The sequence below is a fragment of the Brevundimonas sp. genome (genome assembly GCF_024711105.1).
In the GTDB taxonomy this organism is placed as follows: domain Bacteria; phylum Pseudomonadota; class Alphaproteobacteria; order Caulobacterales; family Caulobacteraceae; genus Brevundimonas.
This window is the reverse complement of record NZ_JANJTL010000105.1, coordinates 1-19,234: the sequence shown is the minus strand read 5'-3', so window position 1 is coordinate 19,234 and position 19,234 is coordinate 1. Positions and strand designations below refer to the sequence as shown.

Annotated in this window: 18 protein-coding genes, 1 tRNA gene and 1 pseudogene; 6 read left to right on the top strand and 14 right to left on the bottom strand. The window is 69.6% G+C overall.

Annotation, left to right across the window (positions count from 1 at the left end; all coding sequences use genetic code 11):
* Positions 1–1,463, bottom strand: a 1,463-nt coding sequence (recJ, locus tag Q0M60_RS08060) for a single-stranded-DNA-specific exonuclease RecJ (RefSeq protein ID WP_296818088.1), incomplete at its 3' end; no start/stop codon positions are given.
* 77 nt (positions 1,464–1,540) lie between these two features.
* On the bottom strand, positions 1,541–1,999 hold the full coding sequence (locus Q0M60_RS08055) for a hypothetical protein (protein ID WP_296818086.1): 459 nt from the start codon (positions 1,997–1,999) through the stop codon (positions 1,541–1,543).
* A gap of 55 nt (positions 2,000–2,054) precedes the next feature.
* Here Q0M60_RS08055 and phaC point away from each other — a divergent pair, with 55 nt between their 5' ends.
* Complete coding sequence (gene phaC / locus Q0M60_RS08050; protein WP_296818084.1) at positions 2,055–4,004, top strand: class I poly(R)-hydroxyalkanoic acid synthase; 1,950 nt, start codon at positions 2,055–2,057, stop codon at positions 4,002–4,004.
* Here phaC and Q0M60_RS08045 read toward each other — a convergent pair.
* The 5 genes from Q0M60_RS08045 to gor form a co-directional block, all read right to left on the bottom strand.
* On the bottom strand, positions 4,001–4,762 hold the full coding sequence (locus Q0M60_RS08045) for a chorismate mutase (protein ID WP_296818082.1): 762 nt from the start codon (positions 4,760–4,762) through the stop codon (positions 4,001–4,003). The genes phaC and Q0M60_RS08045 overlap by 4 nt on opposite strands.
* A 255-nt stretch (positions 4,763–5,017) precedes the next feature.
* Complete coding sequence (locus Q0M60_RS08040; RefSeq protein ID WP_296818080.1) at positions 5,018–5,560, bottom strand: prephenate dehydratase domain-containing protein; 543 nt, start codon at positions 5,558–5,560, stop codon at positions 5,018–5,020.
* The gene (locus Q0M60_RS08035; protein WP_296818078.1) at positions 5,560–6,933 is read right to left on the bottom strand and encodes a class II 3-deoxy-7-phosphoheptulonate synthase; all 1,374 of its coding nucleotides are present in this window, start codon (positions 6,931–6,933) and stop codon (positions 5,560–5,562) included. Before Q0M60_RS08035 ends, Q0M60_RS08040 begins: the two co-directional genes overlap by 1 nt.
* A 25-nt stretch (positions 6,934–6,958) precedes the next feature.
* Positions 6,959–8,140, bottom strand: coding sequence for an O-antigen ligase family protein (locus tag Q0M60_RS08030; protein ID WP_296818076.1), 1,182 nt, complete (start codon positions 8,138–8,140; stop codon positions 6,959–6,961).
* Entirely contained in the window at positions 8,140–9,525 is a 1,386-nt protein-coding gene (gene gor, locus Q0M60_RS08025) for a glutathione-disulfide reductase (protein WP_296818075.1), read from the bottom strand. The genes Q0M60_RS08030 and gor overlap by 1 nt, the downstream gene beginning before the upstream one ends.
* A 179-nt stretch (positions 9,526–9,704) precedes the next feature.
* On the opposite strand from gor, the gene Q0M60_RS08020 reads away from it, so the two are divergent.
* Positions 9,705–10,247 carry a sigma-70 family RNA polymerase sigma factor gene (locus tag Q0M60_RS08020; RefSeq protein ID WP_296818073.1) on the top strand — a complete coding sequence of 181 codons (543 nt, stop codon included), beginning with the start codon at positions 9,705–9,707 and terminating at the stop codon, positions 10,245–10,247.
* Positions 10,248–10,249: 2 nt separating this feature from the next.
* Positions 10,250–10,612 carry a DUF6768 family protein gene (locus tag Q0M60_RS08015; protein WP_296818070.1) on the top strand — a complete coding sequence of 121 codons (363 nt, stop codon included), beginning with the start codon at positions 10,250–10,252 and terminating at the stop codon, positions 10,610–10,612.
* Positions 10,613–10,829: 217 nt separating this feature from the next.
* Here Q0M60_RS08015 and rpiA read toward each other — a convergent pair whose 3' ends face one another.
* A complete protein-coding gene (rpiA, locus tag Q0M60_RS08010; protein WP_296818069.1) occupies positions 10,830–11,513 on the bottom strand; it encodes a ribose-5-phosphate isomerase RpiA in 684 nt (227 codons plus the stop codon).
* Positions 11,510–12,859 carry a bifunctional UDP-N-acetylglucosamine diphosphorylase/glucosamine-1-phosphate N-acetyltransferase GlmU gene (glmU, locus tag Q0M60_RS08005; protein WP_296818067.1) on the bottom strand — a complete coding sequence of 450 codons (1,350 nt, stop codon included), beginning with the start codon at positions 12,857–12,859 and terminating at the stop codon, positions 11,510–11,512. The genes rpiA and glmU overlap by 4 nt, the downstream gene beginning before the upstream one ends.
* Before the next feature lie 77 nt (positions 12,860–12,936).
* Here glmU and Q0M60_RS08000 point away from each other — a divergent pair, with 77 nt between their 5' ends.
* Positions 12,937–13,623 (top strand): HAD-IA family hydrolase, encoded by a 687-nt coding sequence (locus Q0M60_RS08000; RefSeq protein ID WP_296818065.1) that lies wholly within the window; start codon positions 12,937–12,939, stop codon positions 13,621–13,623.
* Here Q0M60_RS08000 and Q0M60_RS07995 read toward each other — a convergent pair.
* Entirely contained in the window at positions 13,600–14,256 is a 657-nt protein-coding gene (locus Q0M60_RS07995) for a hypothetical protein (RefSeq protein WP_296818063.1), read from the bottom strand. The two genes, Q0M60_RS08000 and Q0M60_RS07995, sit on opposite strands and share 24 nt — an antisense overlap.
* Positions 14,257–14,335: 79 nt before the next feature.
* On the opposite strand from Q0M60_RS07995, the gene Q0M60_RS07990 reads away from it, so the two are divergent.
* Complete coding sequence (locus Q0M60_RS07990) at positions 14,336–14,767, top strand: thioesterase family protein (protein ID WP_296818061.1); 432 nt, start codon at positions 14,336–14,338, stop codon at positions 14,765–14,767.
* A gap of 39 nt (positions 14,768–14,806) precedes the next feature.
* Positions 14,807–14,881 (top strand) — tRNA-Val (locus Q0M60_RS07985).
* Here the strand turns inward: Q0M60_RS07985 and Q0M60_RS07980 are convergent.
* The 4 genes and pseudogenes from Q0M60_RS07980 to tuf all read right to left on the bottom strand — a co-directional run.
* On the bottom strand, positions 14,860–15,225 hold the full coding sequence (locus Q0M60_RS07980) for a DUF983 domain-containing protein (RefSeq protein ID WP_296818059.1): 366 nt from the start codon (positions 15,223–15,225) through the stop codon (positions 14,860–14,862). The genes Q0M60_RS07985 and Q0M60_RS07980 overlap by 22 nt on opposite strands.
* A gap of 69 nt (positions 15,226–15,294) precedes the next feature.
* Positions 15,295–16,887, bottom strand: a complete 1,593-nt coding sequence (locus Q0M60_RS07975) for an NAD(P)/FAD-dependent oxidoreductase (protein WP_296818057.1) — start codon at positions 16,885–16,887, stop codon at positions 15,295–15,297.
* 58 nt (positions 16,888–16,945) lie between these two features.
* Complete coding sequence (locus tag Q0M60_RS07970) at positions 16,946–18,955, bottom strand: DUF3857 domain-containing protein (RefSeq protein WP_296818055.1); 2,010 nt, start codon at positions 18,953–18,955, stop codon at positions 16,946–16,948.
* Positions 18,956–19,108: 153 nt separating this feature from the next.
* Positions 19,109–19,234, bottom strand: a pseudogene (tuf, locus tag Q0M60_RS07965) (elongation factor Tu); the annotation flags it as partial.

Sequence of the window (19,234 nt, the reverse complement as noted above, 5' to 3'; positions counted from 1 at the left end):
AGGACGTCGATCTCTAGAGCGTCCTCCTCGAGGGCGGTCGAGGTCTCGTCGCACAGCCGCGCCTCCAGGAAGGCGCGCAGCTCAGGCAGCATGTCGGCTTTTACCGTCAGGCCAGCCGCCATGGCGTGACCGCCGCCGGCCAGCAGCAGACCCTCGTCGAACGCCGCCTGCACCGCCCGGCCCAGGTTCACGCCCGGGATGGAACGGCCCGAGCCCTTGCCGATCCCCGTGGCGGGATCGATGCCGACTACGATCACCGGACGGCGCCAGCGTTCCTTCAGCCGCCCGGCCACCACGCCGATCACGCCCGGATGCCAGCCTTCGCCGGCCGCCAGGATCAGGGGGCCCTCGGTAGAATGGTTGCTGCCCCGCTCGATCATCAGGGCGCAGGCGTCGGTGACTTCCTTTTCAACCTCGCGGCGCGCGGCGTTCAGCGCGTTCAGCTTTTCGGCCAGGTCGCGCGCCTCGTCGGGGTCGTCGGTGGCCAGAAGGCGGGCGCCGAGGTCGGAGCGCCCCACCCTGCCCCCGGCGTTGATGCGCGGGCCCAGGATGAAGCCGGCGTGGAACGGCGTGGCCGCTGTCAGAGGCGACTGCGCCGCCGCCATCAGGGCGGAGACCCCGACGTTGCTCCAGGTCGACATCACCTTCAGGCCGAGCGAGGCCAGGGCCCTGTTGAAGCCGGTCAGGCTGGTGACGTCGCAGAAGGCCCCCAGCGCCGCCAGGTCCAGCCACTGGCGCAGGTCCGGCTCGGGCCTGTCGGCGAACAGGCCGCGCCGCCGCGCCTCGCGGTTCAGCGCCGCCAGCAGCACGAAGACCACCCCGGCGGCCGCCAGATTGCCCTGGGCCGAGCCGCAATCCGGCCGGTTCGGATTGACCACGGCGCGGGCGCGCGGCGGATCGCCCCGCATCAGGTGGTGGTCGATCACCACCACCTCCACGCCCATGTCGGCGGCTGCCTCAAGCGCGTCGTGGGCCGCGGCGCCGCAATCGACGGTGACCACCAGGTCGGCGCCGCCCTCCTTCATCCGGGCGAAGGCCTGGGCGCTAGGCCCATAGCCCTCGGTCAGACGGTCCGGGACATAGACCTGCAGCTCCAGCCCCATGGCGCGGAACCACCGGACCAGCAGCGCGGCGCTGGAGGCCCCGTCCACGTCGTAGTCGGCGAAGACCCAGACGGAGGATCGCGCGACCAGCGCGTCGATCATCGCCTCGGCAGCCGCATCCATGTCGCGAAAGCAGGAGGGGTCGGGAAACAGCGCGCGCAGGGTCGGCGAGAGGTAGTCCCCCGCCTGCTCTGGCCTGACGCCGCGAGACACCAGGGCGCGGGCCAGCACCTCCGACAGCCCGTGGGCTTGTTGGACGCTCCGTACCGCGTCCGCGTCCGCCGGCCGCCAGCGCCACCGGCGGCCGCTGACCGATCGTTCGACGCCGAGGAAGGCGGTCTGTCCCGCACCGTCCGCCATGTCAGAGAGCCTGACGCACGCGGACAGCCGCGAATCGGTGAGCGGAGGTCATGCGGGGAGTGTAGCGCCGCGCGGCGTCAATTCTGGACGGGAGGCGGGGGATTGGCCCGCGCCCGGAGCCGTTCGGCCCAGGCCAGGGCCTCTGCCATGGCGTTCGGGTCCGCCGGCTGGGCCAGCCGGGCGTCGATGCGGGCGCGGGTCCGGCGCGCCCACGGGTCGCCGTCGCTCTCGTTCAGGGTCCACTGGATGCCCGCGACCTGGCGAGCCAGGGTGGCCTCGGACGCCTCCAAGGCGACGACGCGGGCGCGGATGTCCGCAGCGGACGGCACGTCGCGGGGCGCGGCGGGGAAATCCTCCCAGCGCGGATAGGCGCCGTCTGCGCGCGCCAGGGCGTCGACGCGCTGCGCGGCCGGCGAGGTCGGATCGGTCTCGGAGTTGAAGGGGCTGTAACTCACGCAACCAGCCAGGGCGGCCATCAGTCCCATCCCGGCGAGGCGGGCGGCGGCGGTCGCGACTCGGTCGAGGGTTGCGTTCATTTCACCGCCGGTCATATGCCATCCTGTTCGCGCGAGGAAGCGGCAGGAGCGCCCGATGGCCGAGACGAAGCGACCCCGGAAGACCGCCCCCACCAAGGCCGCCGCGCCCAAGGCCGCTCCGAAGCGTGGGCCAAAGGCGGAAGCGAAGCCCGAGGCCAAGCTTCAGCCCGAAGCAAAGCCGGAGGCTGCGACTGAGGCTCCGAGGGCCGCCCCCTCCCCCGCGCCCGAGATGGAGCCGCCGTCCCGCGAGGCGATCGAGCAGTTGTCGATGAACCTCGCCAAGGCCGCCATGACGGCCCAGCAGGCCATCGCCGAAGCCGCCCTGAAGCAGGCCGACCGGCCTGCGGCCCTCTCGCCGGATCCCTTCAACGTGGCCCCGGCCATGACCTCGGTGATGACCTCCCTGGCCAGCCGGCCCGACCGGCTGTTCCAGGCCCAGGCGGAGCTGTTCAAGGGCTATATGGACCTGTGGACCGACGCCGCCCGCCGCGCGTCGGGCGAGCCGCCGGCGCCCCAGGCCGGACGCCCCGACAAGCGCTTCGCCGATCCCGACTGGACCGAGAACCCCGTCTTCGAGGTGATGAAGCGCTCCTACCTCCTGTCCTCGGAGTGGCTGAACAACCTGATCGCTTCGGCCGAGGACGTGGACCCCCGCGTGAAACGCCGGGCCGAGTTCTTCACCAAGCTGCTGACCGACGCGTTTGCGCCGTCGAACTTCCTCGCCTCCAATCCGGCGGCGCTTCGCGAGCTGATGGCCACCAACGGCGAGAGCCTGGTCAAGGGCATGCAAAACTTCGCCGCCGACATCGAGCGCGGCAACGGTCAGCTGGCCATCAGCCAGGCCGACTACGGCAAGTTCGAGGTGGGGGTGAACGTCGCCACCGCCCCCGGCCAGGTGGTGTGGCGCGACGAGCTGTTCGAGCTGATCCAGTACGACGCCGCCACCGAACAGCAGCGGGCCATCCCGCTGCTGATCTTCCCGCCCTGGATCAACAAGTTCTACATCCTGGACCTCCAGCCCAAGAACTCGATGATCCGCTGGCTGTCGGCCCAGGGCTTCACCGTCTTCGTCTGCTCTTGGGTCAATCCGGATCGGGACAAGGCCGAGTTCGGCTTCTCTGAATATCTGCACAAGGGCATGTACCGGGCGGTCGGAAAGGTCCTGGAGCAGACCGGCGCCGAGCACGTGAACACCGTTGGCTACTGCATCGGCGGCACCCTGATGGGCGCGGCGCTTGCGCATATGGCCGCCGCCAAGGACGACCGGGTCTCGGCGACGACCTTCTTCGCCGCCCAGCACGACTTCGCCGAGGCCGGCGACCTGCTGCTGTTCACCGACGAGCACTGGCTGGAGCAGATCGAGCAGAAGATGGACGCGGCCGGCGGCGTCCTGCCCGGCGCGGCCATGGCCGACACCTTCAACGCCCTGCGCGCCAACGACCTGATCTGGTCGTTCTTCGTGTCGAACTACCTGATGGGCAAGGATCCGCCGGCCTTCGACCTGCTGTTCTGGAACGCCGACCAGACGCGCATGCCCAAGGCGCTGCACCTGGACTACCTGCGCTCCCTCTACGGCAAGAATGCGCTCAGCCAGGGCCAGTTCGAGATCGGCGGCGAGCGGATCGACCTGTCTAAGGTCACCATCCCGCTCTACTTCCAGGCGTCGAAGGAAGACCACATCGCCCCGATGAACTCGGTCTATCGCTCGGCGCGGGCGTTCAAGAACGCCCAGGTCACCCTGACCCTGGCGGGCTCAGGCCACATCGCCGGGGTGGTCAATCCGCCGGCGGCCAACAAGTACAACCACTGGACCAACGACGCCTTCCCCGAGACCCTGGACGAATGGCGCGCCGGCGCCGTCGAGCACCCCGGCTCCTGGTGGCCACACTGGGCCGAGTGGCTCCACGACAAGTCCGGCGACTGGGTCCCGGCGCGCGATCCGAAGAAGGGCAAGCTCAAGCCCATCGAACCCGCGCCGGGCAGCTATGTGAAGGTGAAGAGCTAGGGCGTTCGCCCCACCACGCCGAGCCCGCGATCCAGCGGCAGCTCGCCTTCGGTGATTGCCAGCGTCCAGCCGTGGTGCGTCGTCAGCGTGCGCCGGCCATCGCCCTCGCCCGCGTCGCCGCCGGCCGTCACTTGGAAGGTCCGGCCCTTGGCTAGCGCCTTGGGATCGATCCGCCCGACGGCCAACGCGACAGGCACACCCCGTGCGTCGTCGAGGCTTTCGAACACCCACAAGTCGGGATAGTCGCGCAGCAGATCGATCCACCACGGCTGGTCCGCTGACAGGTTCAGCACCGCGACGGCGTTCCCCGACTGCGCGGCGTCCAGCGCCGCGTTCGGGTTGGCGGCGCCCATGTAGCTGACCTGGCTGCCGAAGCGCTGCCGGGCCCGGTCCCAAGTGCGGCCGTCCTCGGCTCCGCGCCACAGGGCGATGGTCAGGGCCCCCTGCTGGGCCAGGCCCGCACCGATCACCTCGCGCCAGATCGGCGCCACCGCGGGCCGGGCGAGCGAGCCGGCCCGCCCGACCAGCCGGCGCATCACCGCCGCCTCGCGGTCGGGCCGCAGGTTCAGGAACGGCCCGTGCGGTGCGTCCTTGGCCTTTCCGACCCGGCGGGCCAGCAGCAGGCGGCGCTGGAGCAGGTCCAGCATCTGGTCGTCCAGCCGGTCGATCTCGAAGCGCAGCGCCTCGAGCGTCAGGTCTTCGGCGGAGATGTCGTTGGCGGGCGCGGGTTCGCGCGCGCTGATCGGTCGGGAAAGCATGGGATGGCCCTGGAGAGATTTCGGTTCAATCGGTCGGGTGCCGCGCTGAATACGCGCGGTCGCCGGCGAGGGTCGGGGTCGAACGCCGCGCCCTCAGCCGGCGTATCGAAAGCCGCCGAAGCCGAAATAATAGGCGCGGCCGGTCCGGATCTCGGGACAGGACAGGTGCAGCGCGCGCCGGGTCATCTCTGGAAACCTCGTCCGCTGGATGCGGACCTCGCCATGCCGGGTCAGAAACCGGCGTGCGTCAAGCGCTCAGCGCTCCAGGACGACGAAGCGCGTCCGGTTGTCCGCTGAATCCTGCATGTCGTTGCGCAGAATCCTCAGGTCGTAGAGCTCCGCGGCGACCGCCGGCCCCAAGGCGGCGCGGCTGATGTCGCCCGCCGCCGCCACCGCGGCCGCCGCGCCCGCGGTGTCGAAGGCCTCCACCGCCGTCAGGCCGAGCGCCGCGATGTTCTGCGCGCACTGCTTCAGCGCCACGGGATGGCTCTCGACCGTCTTGAGGTCCGCAAGCTTGGCGCCCGGCACGGCCATCAGCATCTGCCGCATCGGTCGCCACGCCTCGGCGACGATTTTCAGCCCATGCTCCTCGATCAGCCGGTTCGGCTCCGGGAGCAGGCCCACGATGGTGTTTTCGACCGGGATCAGCCCGCAGGCGCACTCGCCGGACGCCACCGCGCCAATGGCCTCGGCGAAGGTCTGGTACCCGGTCGGCTCGTCCCACGGCCTCAGCGCCAGACAGGCCTCATAGCTGAAGGCGCCCCGCGCGCCCTGGTAGGCGACGCAGCCCGTCCCCATCAGGCCGCCTCCGACCGGCGGCCGCGGCCCGCCTTGAGGCGCTCGGCGACCAGGAAGGCCAGCTCCAGCGCCTGGTCGGCGTTCAGCCGGGGATCACAGTGGGTGTGGTAGCGGCTCGACAGGTCATCCTCCGTGAGGGCCTGCGCCCCGCCCAGACATTCGGTCACGTCCTGGCCGGTCATTTCCAGATGCACCCCGCCCGGGTGAACGCCCTCGGCCTCGGCCACCTCGATGAACGTCCGGACTTCACCAAGGATGCGATCGAACGGCCGCGTCTTGAAGCCGTTGCCGGCCTTGAGCGTGTTGCCGTGCATCGGGTCGATCGACCAGACCACCCGCAGGCCCGCATCCCGCGTCGCCTTCATCAGCACCGGCAGACGGTCGCCCACCTTGTCCGCCCCGAAGCGGCCGATCAGGGTCAGCCGCCCGGGCTCGTTGGCCGGGTTCAGCGTCTCGGCCAGCTTCAGCAGGTCGTCCGGCTGCATCGTCGGCCCGCACTTCAAGCCGATGGGGTTTTTGATACCGCGCGCGAACTCGACGTGGGCCCCGTCGACGCGACGGGTCCGCTCGCCGATCCAGACCATGTGGGCGGAGGTATCGAACCACTCGCCGGTGGCCGCATCGAGCCGCGTCAGCGCCTCCTCGACGTTCAGCAGCAGCGCTTCGTGGCTGGTGAAGAACTCCACCCGCGACAGCTCCGGATGGCTTTCCGGCGTCACGCCCACGGCGCGCATGAAGTCGAGCGACTCGCCGATCTTGTCAGACAGCTCGCGATACCGCGCCGCATACCCGCCCTCGCTGGTGCGGTTCAGGGTCCAGCGGTGGATGTTGTGCAGGTCCGCGAAGCCGCCCTCCGCGAAGGCGCGCAGCAGGTTCAGGGTGGCGCTCGACTGGTGATAGGCGCGCAGCAGCCGTTGCGGGTCCGGCGTCCGGGCCGCGGCCTCGAACTCCATGCCGTTGATGACGTCGCCGCGATAGCTGGGCAGCTCGACTTCGCCCACCCGCTCGATGTCGGAGGAGCGCGGCTTGGCGAACTGGCCAGCGATGCGGCCCACCTTCACCACCGGCCGGCCGCCCGCGAAGGTCAGGACCACCGCCATCTGCAGGATCAGCCGGAAGGTGTCGCGGATGTTGTCGGTCGAGAACTCCTTGAAGCTTTCGGCGCAGTCGCCGCCCTGCAGCAGAAAGGCCCGGCCCGCCTCGACCTCGGCCAGCCGCTGGGTCAGGCGACGCGCCTCCCCGGCGAAGACCAGCGGCGGATAGGTGCGCAGTTCGTCCTCGGCCTGGCCCAAGGCGACGGCGTCCGGATAGTCCGTCGGCATGTGGCTGACGGGCTTCGTTCTCCAGGAACCGGGGGTCCAGCGGGCGCTCATGTCTCGCTAGATAGGCTCTCGGACATTAAGCCTCAATCACCGACGCATCTTCCGGCTCCGGCTGGGCCGCGACCATGCTCCAGATGACCGTCATGACCCCCAATCCCAGCCACCATTCCTGCCAGACGCCGAAGCTCAGACCGCCAATGACGAAGTAGGACACGGCCGCCGCCACGGCGTGGGCGCCCAGCCGCCCCGCCCGGCGGATCAACAGCATCCAGAAGCCGGCTGCGAGCGCCGCTCCGATTGCGCCCAGTTCCAGCCAGAGCTGCAGCGGCGCCGAATGCGGATGCAGCATGAACGGCAGGAAGGCCCGGCTGCCATCGACACCCCAGCCGAACAGCGGATGCTCCAGCACCTGCTCGGCGGAGAACCGCCAGATCTCGAGCCGCGCCGCCCAGGAGGCCCCGATGTGCGGCTCGATCATTTGGAACAGGGGCTCAGCAGCCAGGACGATCCAGGGCGCGAGAAGGATTACAGTCGCCAGCGCGCCGCCGATAAGGGCGGTCAGCCGGACCTCGCCCCTCCGCACGGCCCCCCAGACCAGCCCGCTGACCGCCACAGCGGCCAGCGGCGCCATGGCGCTCAAAAGGAACGGCGGGATCAGCACGCCCGCAGTCAGTAGCAGGGCCGCTCGCTTCCGCTCCCGGTCTAGAAGAATGCGCAGCGCGGGCCAGAACATCAGGGCCAGCGCATAGGTCCCCTGCGCCACGTTGCGGATCGCCAGGTCAGGTCGAGTCGGATCGCCGATCGCCTCGGTCAGCGTCCGATAGAGGGCTGCGCCTGATATGCCCTCCACCAGCAGCACCACCGCCACCACCATCGCTCCGACCACGAAAGGCGCTTTCAACCGCCGCAGCCGCTCGGCCGGCAGGCTTGCCGCAAGCAGCGTCAGCACTGCGTAAAGGCCCAGCTGCATTGGCAGCTTGCCCCAGGTTTGGGTCTCGGCGTCGGCATACCCCTCTATCGGCCCCGACGAACTGAACACCGGGCTCCAGGCCGTGGTCCCGAGCGCGTAGAGGCACAGCAGCAGCAGCACGCCGAAGACCACATCCGGCCGCCGGACGCGAAACAGCGGGATCATCACGATCCCGGCGATAGGGGTGAAGGCCGAAAAGCCGTACGGCCACAGATAAGCGGTCACCGCCGACAGTCCGATCAGGACCGCCAGCACCCAGTATTTGTAGGCCTCCCCCCAGCCCTGCATCACTCGGCGGCCTGGAGCTCTGGCGCCACGTAGCGCTCGCGCATGGTCACGAGTTCCTCGGCCACCGTCGGGTGCAGGGCGCAGGTCGAATCCCACTGCGCCTTCGTCAGGCCGGCCTTCACCGCCACCGCGGCCAGCTGGATGATCTCCGCCGCGTCAGGCCCCACGATGTGCACGCCCAGCAGCCGGTCGCTCTCGGCGTCCACGATGATCTTCATCAGCATCCGCTCCTCGCCGCCGACGAAGGCGTAGCGCATCGGCCGGAAGCGGCTGAGATAGACGTCGATCCGTCCATGCGCCTTGCGCGCCTCCGCCTCCGTCAGGCCGACCGTCCCCACCGGCGGTTGCGAGAACACCGCCGTCGGGATGTTGGCGTAGTCCATGGTCGACGGGTTGTCCTTGAACACCGTCTCGACAAAGGCCACGGCCTCGCGGATCGCCACGGGCGTCAGGTTCACCCGGTCGGTCACGTCGCCGACGGCCCAGATGTTGTCCGCCGTCGTCTTCGAATAGTCGTCGACCCGGATCGCGCCTCGCTCGTTCAGCTCGACGCCCGCCGTCTCCAGCCCCAGCCCGTCTACATAGGGTTCGCGGCCCGTGGCGAACATGACGACGTCGGTCTCGATCCGCATGCCGTTGTCCAGCACGTTACAAAGGCCGCCTTCGACCTTTTCGATCGCCTTGTGCTGGCAGCCCAAGATCACCCGCACGCCCCGCTTCTGGATCTGGTCGGCCAGGTGCGCCCGCACGTCGTCGTCGAAGCCACGCAGGATGTTCGGCCCGCGATAGATCAGGGTCGTCTCGGCCCCAAGCCCGGCGAAGATGCCGGCGAACTCGACCGCGATATAGCCGCCGCCGGTGATCAGGATGCGCTTCGGCAGCTCCGGCAGATGGAAGGCCGCATCCGAGGTGATGGCGTGCTCGAGGCCCGGCACGTCCTTCGGAACCCAGGGCCGGCCGCCCGTGGCGATCAGGATCTTGTCGGCGGTGACGGTCAGGCCCTTGTCGAGCAACTCGACGGTGTGGGCGTCCTTCAGCCGCGCCTTGGAGTGGACCAGCTCCACGCCCGCCTTGGCCAGGTTCGCGACATAGATGCCCGACAGACGGGCGATCTCGACATCCTTGGTCTCGATGAACTTCGGCCAGTCGAAGCTCGGCTCCTCGACCGTCCAGCCGTAGCCTTTGGCCACCTCGAACTCGTGGGCGAAGTCCGAGGCGTAGACCATGAACTTCTTGGGCACGCAGCCGCGGATCACGCACGTGCCGCCGACCCGATGCTCTTCCGCCACCCCGACCCGCTTGCCCAGCAGCGACGCCAACCGCGCGGCCCGCACCCCGCCTGATCCGGCACCGATGACGAAGAGGTCGTAGTCGTACTGGGTCACGCTGAAGCTCCGTTCCGTGCGCCCGTCACATAGTCACGCCCACGCCTGAAACCACCCGGGCACGCCCGGCGCAACCCGGCGTCCCCCGCCGAGCCGCGGTCGAGCCGAAAATCGTCGCCGCCATTGAACCGATCCGGCCGGCCGCGCCACCTATATGCCGAACAGCAAAGCCGGGTCCGATGACCACCGCCGAAAGCCGCGTTCTGGACGAGTACCTGGTGGTCTGCGCTCGCGCGGGCGACCGGCGGGCGTTCGAGCACCTTGCGCGCCGCTGGAACCGGCGGCTCGTGGCCCACGCCTGGCGGCTGACGGGCGATCCCGAGGCGGCGCGAGATGCGGCTCAGTCCGCCTGGATCGAGATCGCCCGTGGCCTGGCCCGCCTGGAAGACGAACGCGCCTTCCCGGCCTGGGCCTACCGGATCGTGTCCCGGCGCTGCGCCAGGCTGATCGACGGCCGTCGACGCGACCGCGAGCTGACCCGCGACCTCGCCGCGCAGCCGGCGTCCGAGCCAGGCGACGTGGGGACGGTCGCTACGACCCCCGCGCTGGCGCGCGCCATCAGCGCCCTGCCGCCTGGCCAGCGCGCGGCGATCGCCCTGCACCACTTCGAAGACATGAGCATCGCCGAGACGGCGGTCGCCCTGGACGTGCCGGCGGGCACGGTGAAGACCCGCCTCATGCATGCGCGGCGCGCCCTGCGCGCGGCGCTGGAAGGAGCCTGACGATGCGCGACATCGATCAAACCCTCGACGAGGCCCTGAGCGCTGAGGAGCGCGACCTGCTCCGTCGCATCGGAGAAGAGCCCGGCTATTTCGCCCAGGCCCTGTCGATCTTTGGCGGCCGCACAGGCTGGGTCAGCGGCGTGCTGATGGTGGTCCAGGGGATCGCCTTCGTGGCCGGCGTCTGGGCGGCCTGGCGCTTCTTCGAGGCGACCGACGCGCTCACGGCGGTTCGCTGGGGCATTCCCGCGGCGGTCCTGCTGCTCATGTCCCTGATCATGAAGATGGCCATGTGGCCGACCATCCACGCCCGCCAGCTTCAGCTTCAGCTGAAGCGGCTGGAAGTCCTGCTGGTCCGCGATCGATAGCAGCCGCGATGCGGGCGCATTGGTCCTGCAACGCCCGCATCGACGCGACTTAACCCGTTGTTTTCGCTTCCGCCTGTCGAAACGGTGACCCTGCAGACGCCCGGCGAAGGATGCGCCGCTAGACTGAGCGCCGGTCTTTCACATCGTCCAGCGCCCCCGTTCTCTAGTTGCACTGCTGCAGTTGCAGTCACTTTCGAGGCTGCAATGCTCGCGCAGTTCAGGGCGCCAGCACCTCGACGCCCGAATCCGTGCCGATGATCGCCTCGTCGGCCAGGTCGAGGAACAGCCCGTGCTCGACCACGCCGGTGATCAGTTTCAGATCGTCGGCCAGGCGGGCCGGGTCCTCGATGGCCTTGCAGGCGATGTCGTAGATCAGGTTGCCGCCGTCGGTGCGGACCAGGCCCCGGTCGGCGGTCCGGACCCGGGCGGGCATGGTGATGTCGTGGTCGACCAGCACGTCGGCGATGCGGTTGGCCGTGGTCTTGTGCCCGAAGGCGACCACCTCGACTGGCAGCGGAAAGGCGCCCAGCGTCTTCACCACCTTGCCGGCGTCCGCGATGACGATGCAGCGCGCCGAGGCTTCCCAGACCAGCTTCTCGCGCAGCAGCGCCGCCCCGCCACCCTTGATGAGGGCGAGGCCCGGCCCGACCTCGTCGGCCCCGTCCACCGTCAGGTCGATCCTCGGCGTGTCCTCCAGCGTCGACAGGGTCAGCCCCAGATCACGCGCCAGGTCCGCCGTCGCCTCCGAGGTCGGCACGCACCTGAGGCCGCTCAGCCCCCTCGCCGCCAGCGCCTTCACGAACCAGGCGGCCGTCGAGCCGGTGCCCAGCCCGACGACCATACCGGCCTCAACCCGCTCGGCGGCGGCCTCGCCGGCGATGCGCTTCTGGTCAGCGCTCACTTGCGCGCCTTCCGCTCGCTCATCAGGGCCCGGAACCGCACGGCCCAGCCGGGCTTGTTGGTCTGCTTGGCGCGGCCGAGCGCCAGAGCTCCCTCCGGCACATCCTCGGTGACGACCGAGCCCGAGCCCGTCATCGACCCCGCGCCCAGGGTCACGGGCGCGACTAGCGAGCTGTTGGACCCGATGAAGGCGCCCTTACCCACCGTCGTACGATGTTTCCCGAAGCCATCGTAATTACAGAAGATCGTGCCCGCCCCGATGTTGGCCTCGGCTCCCACCTCGCCGTCGCCCAGATAGGACAGGTGGTTCGCCTTGGCGCCCCGGCCCATGGTGACGTTCTTGACCTCGACGAAGTTGCCGACCTTGGCCTTGGGCCCGATCCGGGCGCCGGGTCTGAGTCTGGCATAGGGCCCGATCTCAGCCCCAGCCTCCACCGTCGCGCCCTCCAGATGGCTGAAGGCCCGGATCGACGCCGGCCCCTCCACCGACACACCCGGCCCGAACACCACGTTCTGTTCGATCACCGAGCCCGCCGCGACCTGGGTGTCCCAGGCCAGCCAGACGGTCTCCGGCGCCGGCATCCGCACGCCCGCCCCCATCAGCTCAGCGCGCCGGCCCTGCTGGAAGACCAGTTCGGCGGCGGCTAGCTCGGCCTGCGAGTTCACCCCCTGGACCGCCGCCTCCTCGGCGAATACGGCCCGGGCGTGCAGCCCCCGGGCGCGCGCCAGCTCCACGATGTCGGTCAGGTAGTACTCGCCCTTGGCGTTGTTGTTGGTCACCTCTCCCAGCAGGGAGAACAGCAGCCGCCGCTCGCAGACCATGACGCCCGAGTTGCAGCGCCTGATGTCCAGGACGTAGTCGGGCGCGTCCTTGGCCTCCACGATCCTGAGGAGCTCGTCGCGGTCTCCCAGGACCAGCCGCCCATAGGCGCCGGGATCCGCCGCCTCGAAGCCCAGCACGGTCACGGCCGCCTCCGAGCCGAACAGCGGCGCGATCGTCTCGCCCTTCAACAGGGGGCAGTCGGCGTAGGTGATCACCACCTCGCCCTCGAAATCCGCCAGCGCCTGTTCCGCCGCCTGGACGGCGTGCGCCGTGCCCAGCGGCGGGTCCTGAAGGGCCACCGCCGCCTCGCCCAGGCGCTGGGCCACATGCGCACCGACCTCCGGCGAGTGCGTGCCGACCACGACCACGATCCGCGCGCAGCCCGCGGCCTCGGCCGCGTCGATAGCGTGGTCCAGCATCGCGCGCCCGCCGATCGGGTGCAGCACCTTGGGCAGGGGCGACTTCATCCGCGTGCCCTGGCCGGCGGCGAGGATCACGGCGGCGCGGGCCTGGGTCTGGCTCAAGGACGACTCTCCGGCTTGCGGGACCCGCCGATTTAGCCGAAAGCCGCCCGGTCGCGACACCCCTCCCCGAGCCGCCCTTGTCCCTTTCCGGCGTCACCCTCGCCTTCGACCTCGACGGCACCCTTGTGGACACCGCGCCCGACCTGATCGGGACGCTCAATGTCATGCTGGGGGAGCGAGACCTGCCCCACGTCCCACTGGCGTCAGCCCGCCACCTCGTGGGTCGCGGCGCGCGGGTCATGCTGGAGCACGGCTTCCAAGAGGCGGGCGCCGAGTTCTCTCACCAAGAGGCGCCGGCCCTGCTGGACCAGTTCATCGACCTCTACTTGGCCCGCATCGCCCAGGAGAGCCGCCCCTTCGAGGGCGTCGTCGAGACGCTGGATCACTTCGCCGGCGAGGGCGCGAACCTCGTGGTGGTCACAAACAAGCTGACGAGGCTATCCGCCGCCTTGCTCGACGCGCTGGACCTGACCCATCGCTTCGCCTTCGTCGCCGGCCCAGACGTCGTCTCCGCCCGCAAACCCTCCGGCGCCCACCTGCGCGAAGCCGTCCTGACCGCCGGCGGCGATCCGGCCCGCTGCCTCATGGTCGGCGACAGCGCCCCCGACGTCGCCTGCGCCCGCGCGCTCGGCGCGCCGGTGGTGCTGGTGGGGTTCGGCTATACGGAAACGGCGGCCGAGGAGCTCGGCGCGGACGCGGTCATCTCAGCGTTCGACGAACTGCCGGCGGTCGTGGCTGACCTAGTCGTCATGCGGGGAACGTAGGTCCCAGCCCGTTAGGCTCAGCACGTACAGGCCAGCCATGTGGACCGCGCCGTCCGTGGGCGATGATTGATTGTACAGCCGGTAGTCGCGCCCCAGCCGATCCTCGAGCACCAGTTGGGTGCCATCCACGCCAAGATCGCAGGTGACGATCGGCGCAGCCGCGAGTTCTGGGTCTGAAAGCAGAGCAACCAGGTAGTCGCGTTCCTCTGGCCTCAAGGGGCGCTGCATTTTGAGATCAACCCCTTCGGGGTCGTATCCGCCAAGGCCGACCAGCCTGGTGGCGTGCAGGCTAGCCGAGCCGTCCACGGCGAACTCAACGCGTGCGAATACGGTGCGGTAGAATGAGGGAATCCAACTCACTCGGACAGTGCGTGGCCGATCTGCGGGAGGATCGAGTGAAGCCAAGTAGAGCGAGGGCTCCTCAGCTGTCCGCAGGTGGGGCCCAAACCAAGCGGCGTAAAACTCATCGACCGCGACTTCGCGTTTGCGCGGGTCGAAAGATGTGTTGCAGATGATGGACGGCTGGTCCTCAGGCGGCGGGAAGTAGGCTGTCCCGTCCTGCGCGACCAGGACGACCGCGGCTCCGACCAAAGCCACGCCGGACACGCTGGCGAAATACGATCCCGGCAGCATTCAAGCCTCCCGCACCGCTCGCCGAACATTGCGCGCCGGGCCGGTGGCGATTCTTGGGCGGCTCGGCCATAGACGGCGTATGAGCGACCGCCCCACCCGCGACCAGTACGCCGTGATCCGGCCCATCCCCACGCGCTGGGCGGACAACGATGTCTACGGCCACGTGAACAACGCGGCCTACTACGGCTTCTTCGACACGGCGGTGAACACATGGCTGATTGAGCGGGGCCTGCTGGACACGGCCGCCAGCCCCGCCATCGGGCTCGTGGTCGAGACCGGCTGCCGCTACCACGCCGCCTTGTCTTTTCCGGAGACGATCGAGGCCGCGATGCGCGTCGCGCGGCTGGGCTCCTCCAGCGTCCGCTACGAACTCGCCCTCTTCTCGCAAGGCGAGCCCGAGGCGGCCGCCGACGGCTATTTCGTCCACGTCTACGTCGACCGCGAGACGCGCCGGCCCACCACGATTCCGGCTGCCATCCGAACGGCCCTGGAAGGCCTCATCGTCGCTTGATCGCGGCGGTTTCGCGGGCTATGTCCGCGCCTCCGCCGGGGACGCGTAGCTCAGCGGTAGAGCACCTCGTTCACACCGAGGGGGTCACAGGTTCAATCCCTGTCGCGTCCACCATCGGCCGCCGCGCTCAGACCACCGCGCCTGGCAAGTCCCCACATCAGTCCGACCACTCCCCCCTTCACGACGGGCAGGGTCGCAAGCGTGACCGCCGCCAGCGCCGGCAGGGTGATGGCGACGACCGTCATCGGGTCCCACGTCCAGATGAACTCGAGCAGCAGAAGCGGCGCGATCACCACGTGCCCGATCAGGACGATGGTGAAATAGGCCGGACCGTCGTCTGCCTTGTAGCGGCCGTTCGCGTGGCCGCAGGCGTCGCACACCGGATCGACCTTCAGATAGGCGCGAAACAGCTTGCCCTGGCCGCACTCCGGACAGCGGAGGGCGAGGCCGCGCTTCATGCCCGATAGGACTGGATTTCCCGACATGGCGCCCAGATAGGCTTTCCGGCCCGTCCGCGCCAGCGCGCCCTAGCGCCGCAGATCCCGGAGGATTTCCCGCGCCGCATTGAAGCCCGGGGCGCCGGTCACCCCACCACCGGGATGGGTGCCCGACCCGCACATGTAGAGGCCCTTCAGCGGTCCCCGATAGTCGCCGTGGCCCAGCACAGGCCGGGCGCTGAACAGCTGGTCCAGACTGAGCTTGCCGTGGAAGATGTCGCCGCCGATCAGGCCGAAGCGGCGCTCCAGGTCCATGGGCGTCAGGGCCTGGCGCCCGATCACCGATGCCTTGAAGCCCGGCGCGAAGCGGTCGACCGTCTCGATCATCAGGTCGGCGACCTCGTCCCGGTGGTCGTCCCAGGACCACCCATTCGGTAGCTGCGGCGCCACGTGCTGGCAGAACAGGCTGGCCACGTGCCGCCCTTCCGGCGCCAGGCTGTCGTCCAGGGTCGAGGGGATCAGCATCTCGATGATTGGTTCCTTCGACCAGCCATTTGCCCTGGCGTCCATCCAGGCGCGGTCCATGTAGGCCAGGCTGGGGGCCATGATGATCCCGGCCGTCATGTGGTCGCCGGCCTCGGGCCGGCAGGCGAAGCGCGGCAGCTCCGACAGCGCCACGTTCATGCGGAACGTCCCCGACCCCGAGGCGTAGCGCCCGATGCGCTCACGGAAATCCGCGGGCAGAGCCGCGGGGTCCATCAGCCGCTCGAAGGTCAGCTTGGGGTGCAGGTTGGACACGAGGGTCGCTGCGCGCACGACCTCCCCGCCCTCCGTCACGGCCCCGACCGCCCGGCCCTTCTCGGTCAGGATTTCCCCCACCGGGGTGTTCAGCCGTACATCGACTCCCGCCTCGGCGCAGGCCTTGGCCATGGCCTGGGTGATCGCGCCCATGCCGCCGATGGCGTGGCCCCAGGCGCCCTTCTTGCCGTTCACCTCGCCGAACACGTGATGCAGCAGCACATAGGCCGAGCCAGCCGCGTATGGACTGGCGTAGTTGCCCACGACCGCGTCGAAGCCATAGACCGCCTTGATCGGCTCGCTTTCGAACCAGCCGTCCAGCCAGTCGCCCGCCGACTTCACGAACAGATCGAGCAAGTCGCGCTTGCCGGTCTCGTCCAACCGCCCCAGCCGCCGCGCCAGGCCGCCGGCCTTCAGCATTTCCGGCAAGGCCGCCAGCAGCCCACCCTCGGCCACATTCGGCGGCGTCTGCAGAACGAGGTCCCGCAGGAACTCGGCGATGGCCTCGAGCCGGTCGGCGTAGGCGTCCAGCCGGTCGGCGTCCGTCTGCGAGAACTTGGCGACCTCGGCGTGGGTCCGCCCCTCGGCCATCAGCAGATAGTCGCGGTCATTCACCGGCAGGAAGTTCGACGCCCGCCGCTCGACCACCTTCAGCCCATGCCGCACCAGCTCCATGTCGGCGATGACGCGCGGGTTCAGCAGGCTGACCGTGTAGCTGGCCACCGAGTTGCGATAGCCAGGGACGAACTCCTCGGTCACCGCCGCCCCGCCGACGACGCCCTGCCGCTCCAGCACCGTGACCTTCAGCCCGCGCCGCGCCAGGTACCAGGCGCACACCAGCCCGTTGTGCCCCCCGCCCAGAATGACGACGTCGCGCTCGGCCATGCGGCTCCCCTGACTGCCGGCGCTTCTTAGCCTCGGCGCGCGGAGATTGCAGCCGTGATCAGCCGACCGCACGCAGCAAGGCCAGCACGGCGAGAATCGCGACGACCACCGCAATCGTGACCCAGCCTGGCTGACCGTCGTCGGTCTTCCTCAGCTTGCCGCCCCGCACCGGCACGGCGATCCGCAGGCCGTTGGCGTTCCACATCCTGCGCGCGAAGTCGAAGTAGAGCGGCGCCCTGGCCGCCGGCACGACGGGCTCGCGCACCTGGAAGTCGATCAGATGTTCAGCCGTCCGGCCGCTCGACCAGCTGAAGGCGCTGCGGCCCGCCAGGCCCGGCCCATCCACTCGGACGTCCCAGGGGGAAACCTGCACCTCGACCGGGAAGCGCAGGGTGCGCCTGATCCTGAGACGACGGGGCGGACCCAGGGCGATCGGCTCGAGCCTACGCGCGGATTCCGGCGTCCTCAGGTTTGGCCCGATCAGGTCGTCGCGCGCGTCGAAGCAGACGAGGTGCGGCGTCTCGATCGGCGTATAGGGTCGATCGACCAGATAGCTTTCCGTGACCACCAGCCGGTTTTCGTCGGCCTCGTCCAGCCAGCCCAGGGGCGAGCTTTCCGACAGGACACCGTACTGGCTCTCCAGCCCCTCGCGCAGCCGCCGGGCCACGCTCTGCACCCCGTCGTTCTCGCACCAGCGGCGCATGTGGTCCGCGCGCCAACCCTCGTAGACGCTCTCGACCTTCAGGCTCGCCGAGGCGTCGGCGCGCTTGGAGAAGGTCCAGTCCTCATGGATGTCCGCGGCGAAGACCGGGGCCGGCGGCGGCATCTCCTCGAGCGAGGCGCCTTCCTCCAGCGGCAGCGCCCACCCGTGCGCGGCCTGGGTCAGCCTGTTCAGGCGACCACTTTGTGGCGGCGCTGTGGGATCGAGCCAGTAGGTCGTCCCGTCGATCCGGGCCCGAACGATGCAGTGGTCGAAGGCGAAGGGTGTCGGGACCGTCGGATCTAGGTCCGCGCCCTGCCACGTGCTGACGAGGGCGCAGCAGGCGTCGACGCCTAGCCGGGTCAGCACCGTGGAGAGCAGCCGCGAGGCGTCCTTGCAGTCGCCATAGCGCGTCGCCCAGATGGCCTCGACCGGCCGTGGCCGATACCCGCCGTCCCCGATCCCGATGGCGTGATAGCGCAGGGAGCGCTGGACGAACCGCAGCCCTTCGGCGGCCCGCGCCTGGGGTGTCGGATGCGCCGCCGCGATCTGATCGATGGCGGCGGCCAGGTCCGCCGGAATGGTGTGCGGCAGGGCGTAGGCGTCTCGAACCAGATCGGCCACCGCCGTCCAGCTCGATTCATCCGCCACGTGAACGGCGGCGTAGCCGATATAGGACTGAGGCGCGTCCGGCTCATGCCGATAGGGCGGCGCGTCCAATAGCCGCCAGGTGACTTCGCGCACGCCGTCCGAGACCGTCTCCGTCGGCTCGGGGGAGTCGCCAAACGTCCGGATCGTCAGCCGCCGCTGCTCGGGCGCCCGCAGGCGGCAGCGCGTCTCGATGGCCGGCGCCGTCCACTGGAAGCGGAAGCGGTAGGCGAAGGCGTCCCCCAGGACCGGGTTCGAGCCGATGATCGAATAGGCGGACTCCACGACATCCCCGACCCGCACGTCGGGCACGATCATGTGGGCCGTGATGCGGCCGTCGTAGACCGCCCGCTCGAGGTTCAGCTCGCGCCTCAGAAGCTCGAAGGCTTCCGGACTGGCGGCTTCGCGCGCCTGGCCGTCTCGCCACACGCGGACGGTATGGACGATGAGCCGTTCGAAACGCGGGTCGAAGACGATCTCAATGCTCGCCGACGGCTGCAGCCCGTCCGAGCCGGTGACCTGTTGGATCAGGCGCGAGCAGTGGACGCGCTCGGGGCCGGAGAGGTCGGCCAGGGTGTCGCTGAACCAGTAGCAGAGACCGCGCTCGCTCAGCGCGCGGGGATCGCGTTCCCCGATGTCGTACGGCTCCAGCGGGAAGGCGTCCGGCGCAGGGCCGAACTCAACGCGCGCCCGCGGCGCGGCCTGACCCTCGTACGCCATGTTCCAAGACCCCCGTCTCCGGAGATGAGCTTAAGCCGAAGTTTCGCCAAAGCAAAAGACCCCCGGATTGCTCCGGGGGCCTCTGGTGTCTGTCTCCCTCCCCTTGATGGGGAGGGACGATCGCGCAGCGATCCGGGTGGGGCTGTTCGGCCCTTAGTCCAGGATCTTGGCGACGACGCCGGCGCCGACGGTGCGGCCGCCTTCGCGGATGGCGAAGCGCAGGCCCTGGTCCATGGCGATCGGGGTGATCAGTTCGACCTCAAGCTCGGCGTTGTCGCC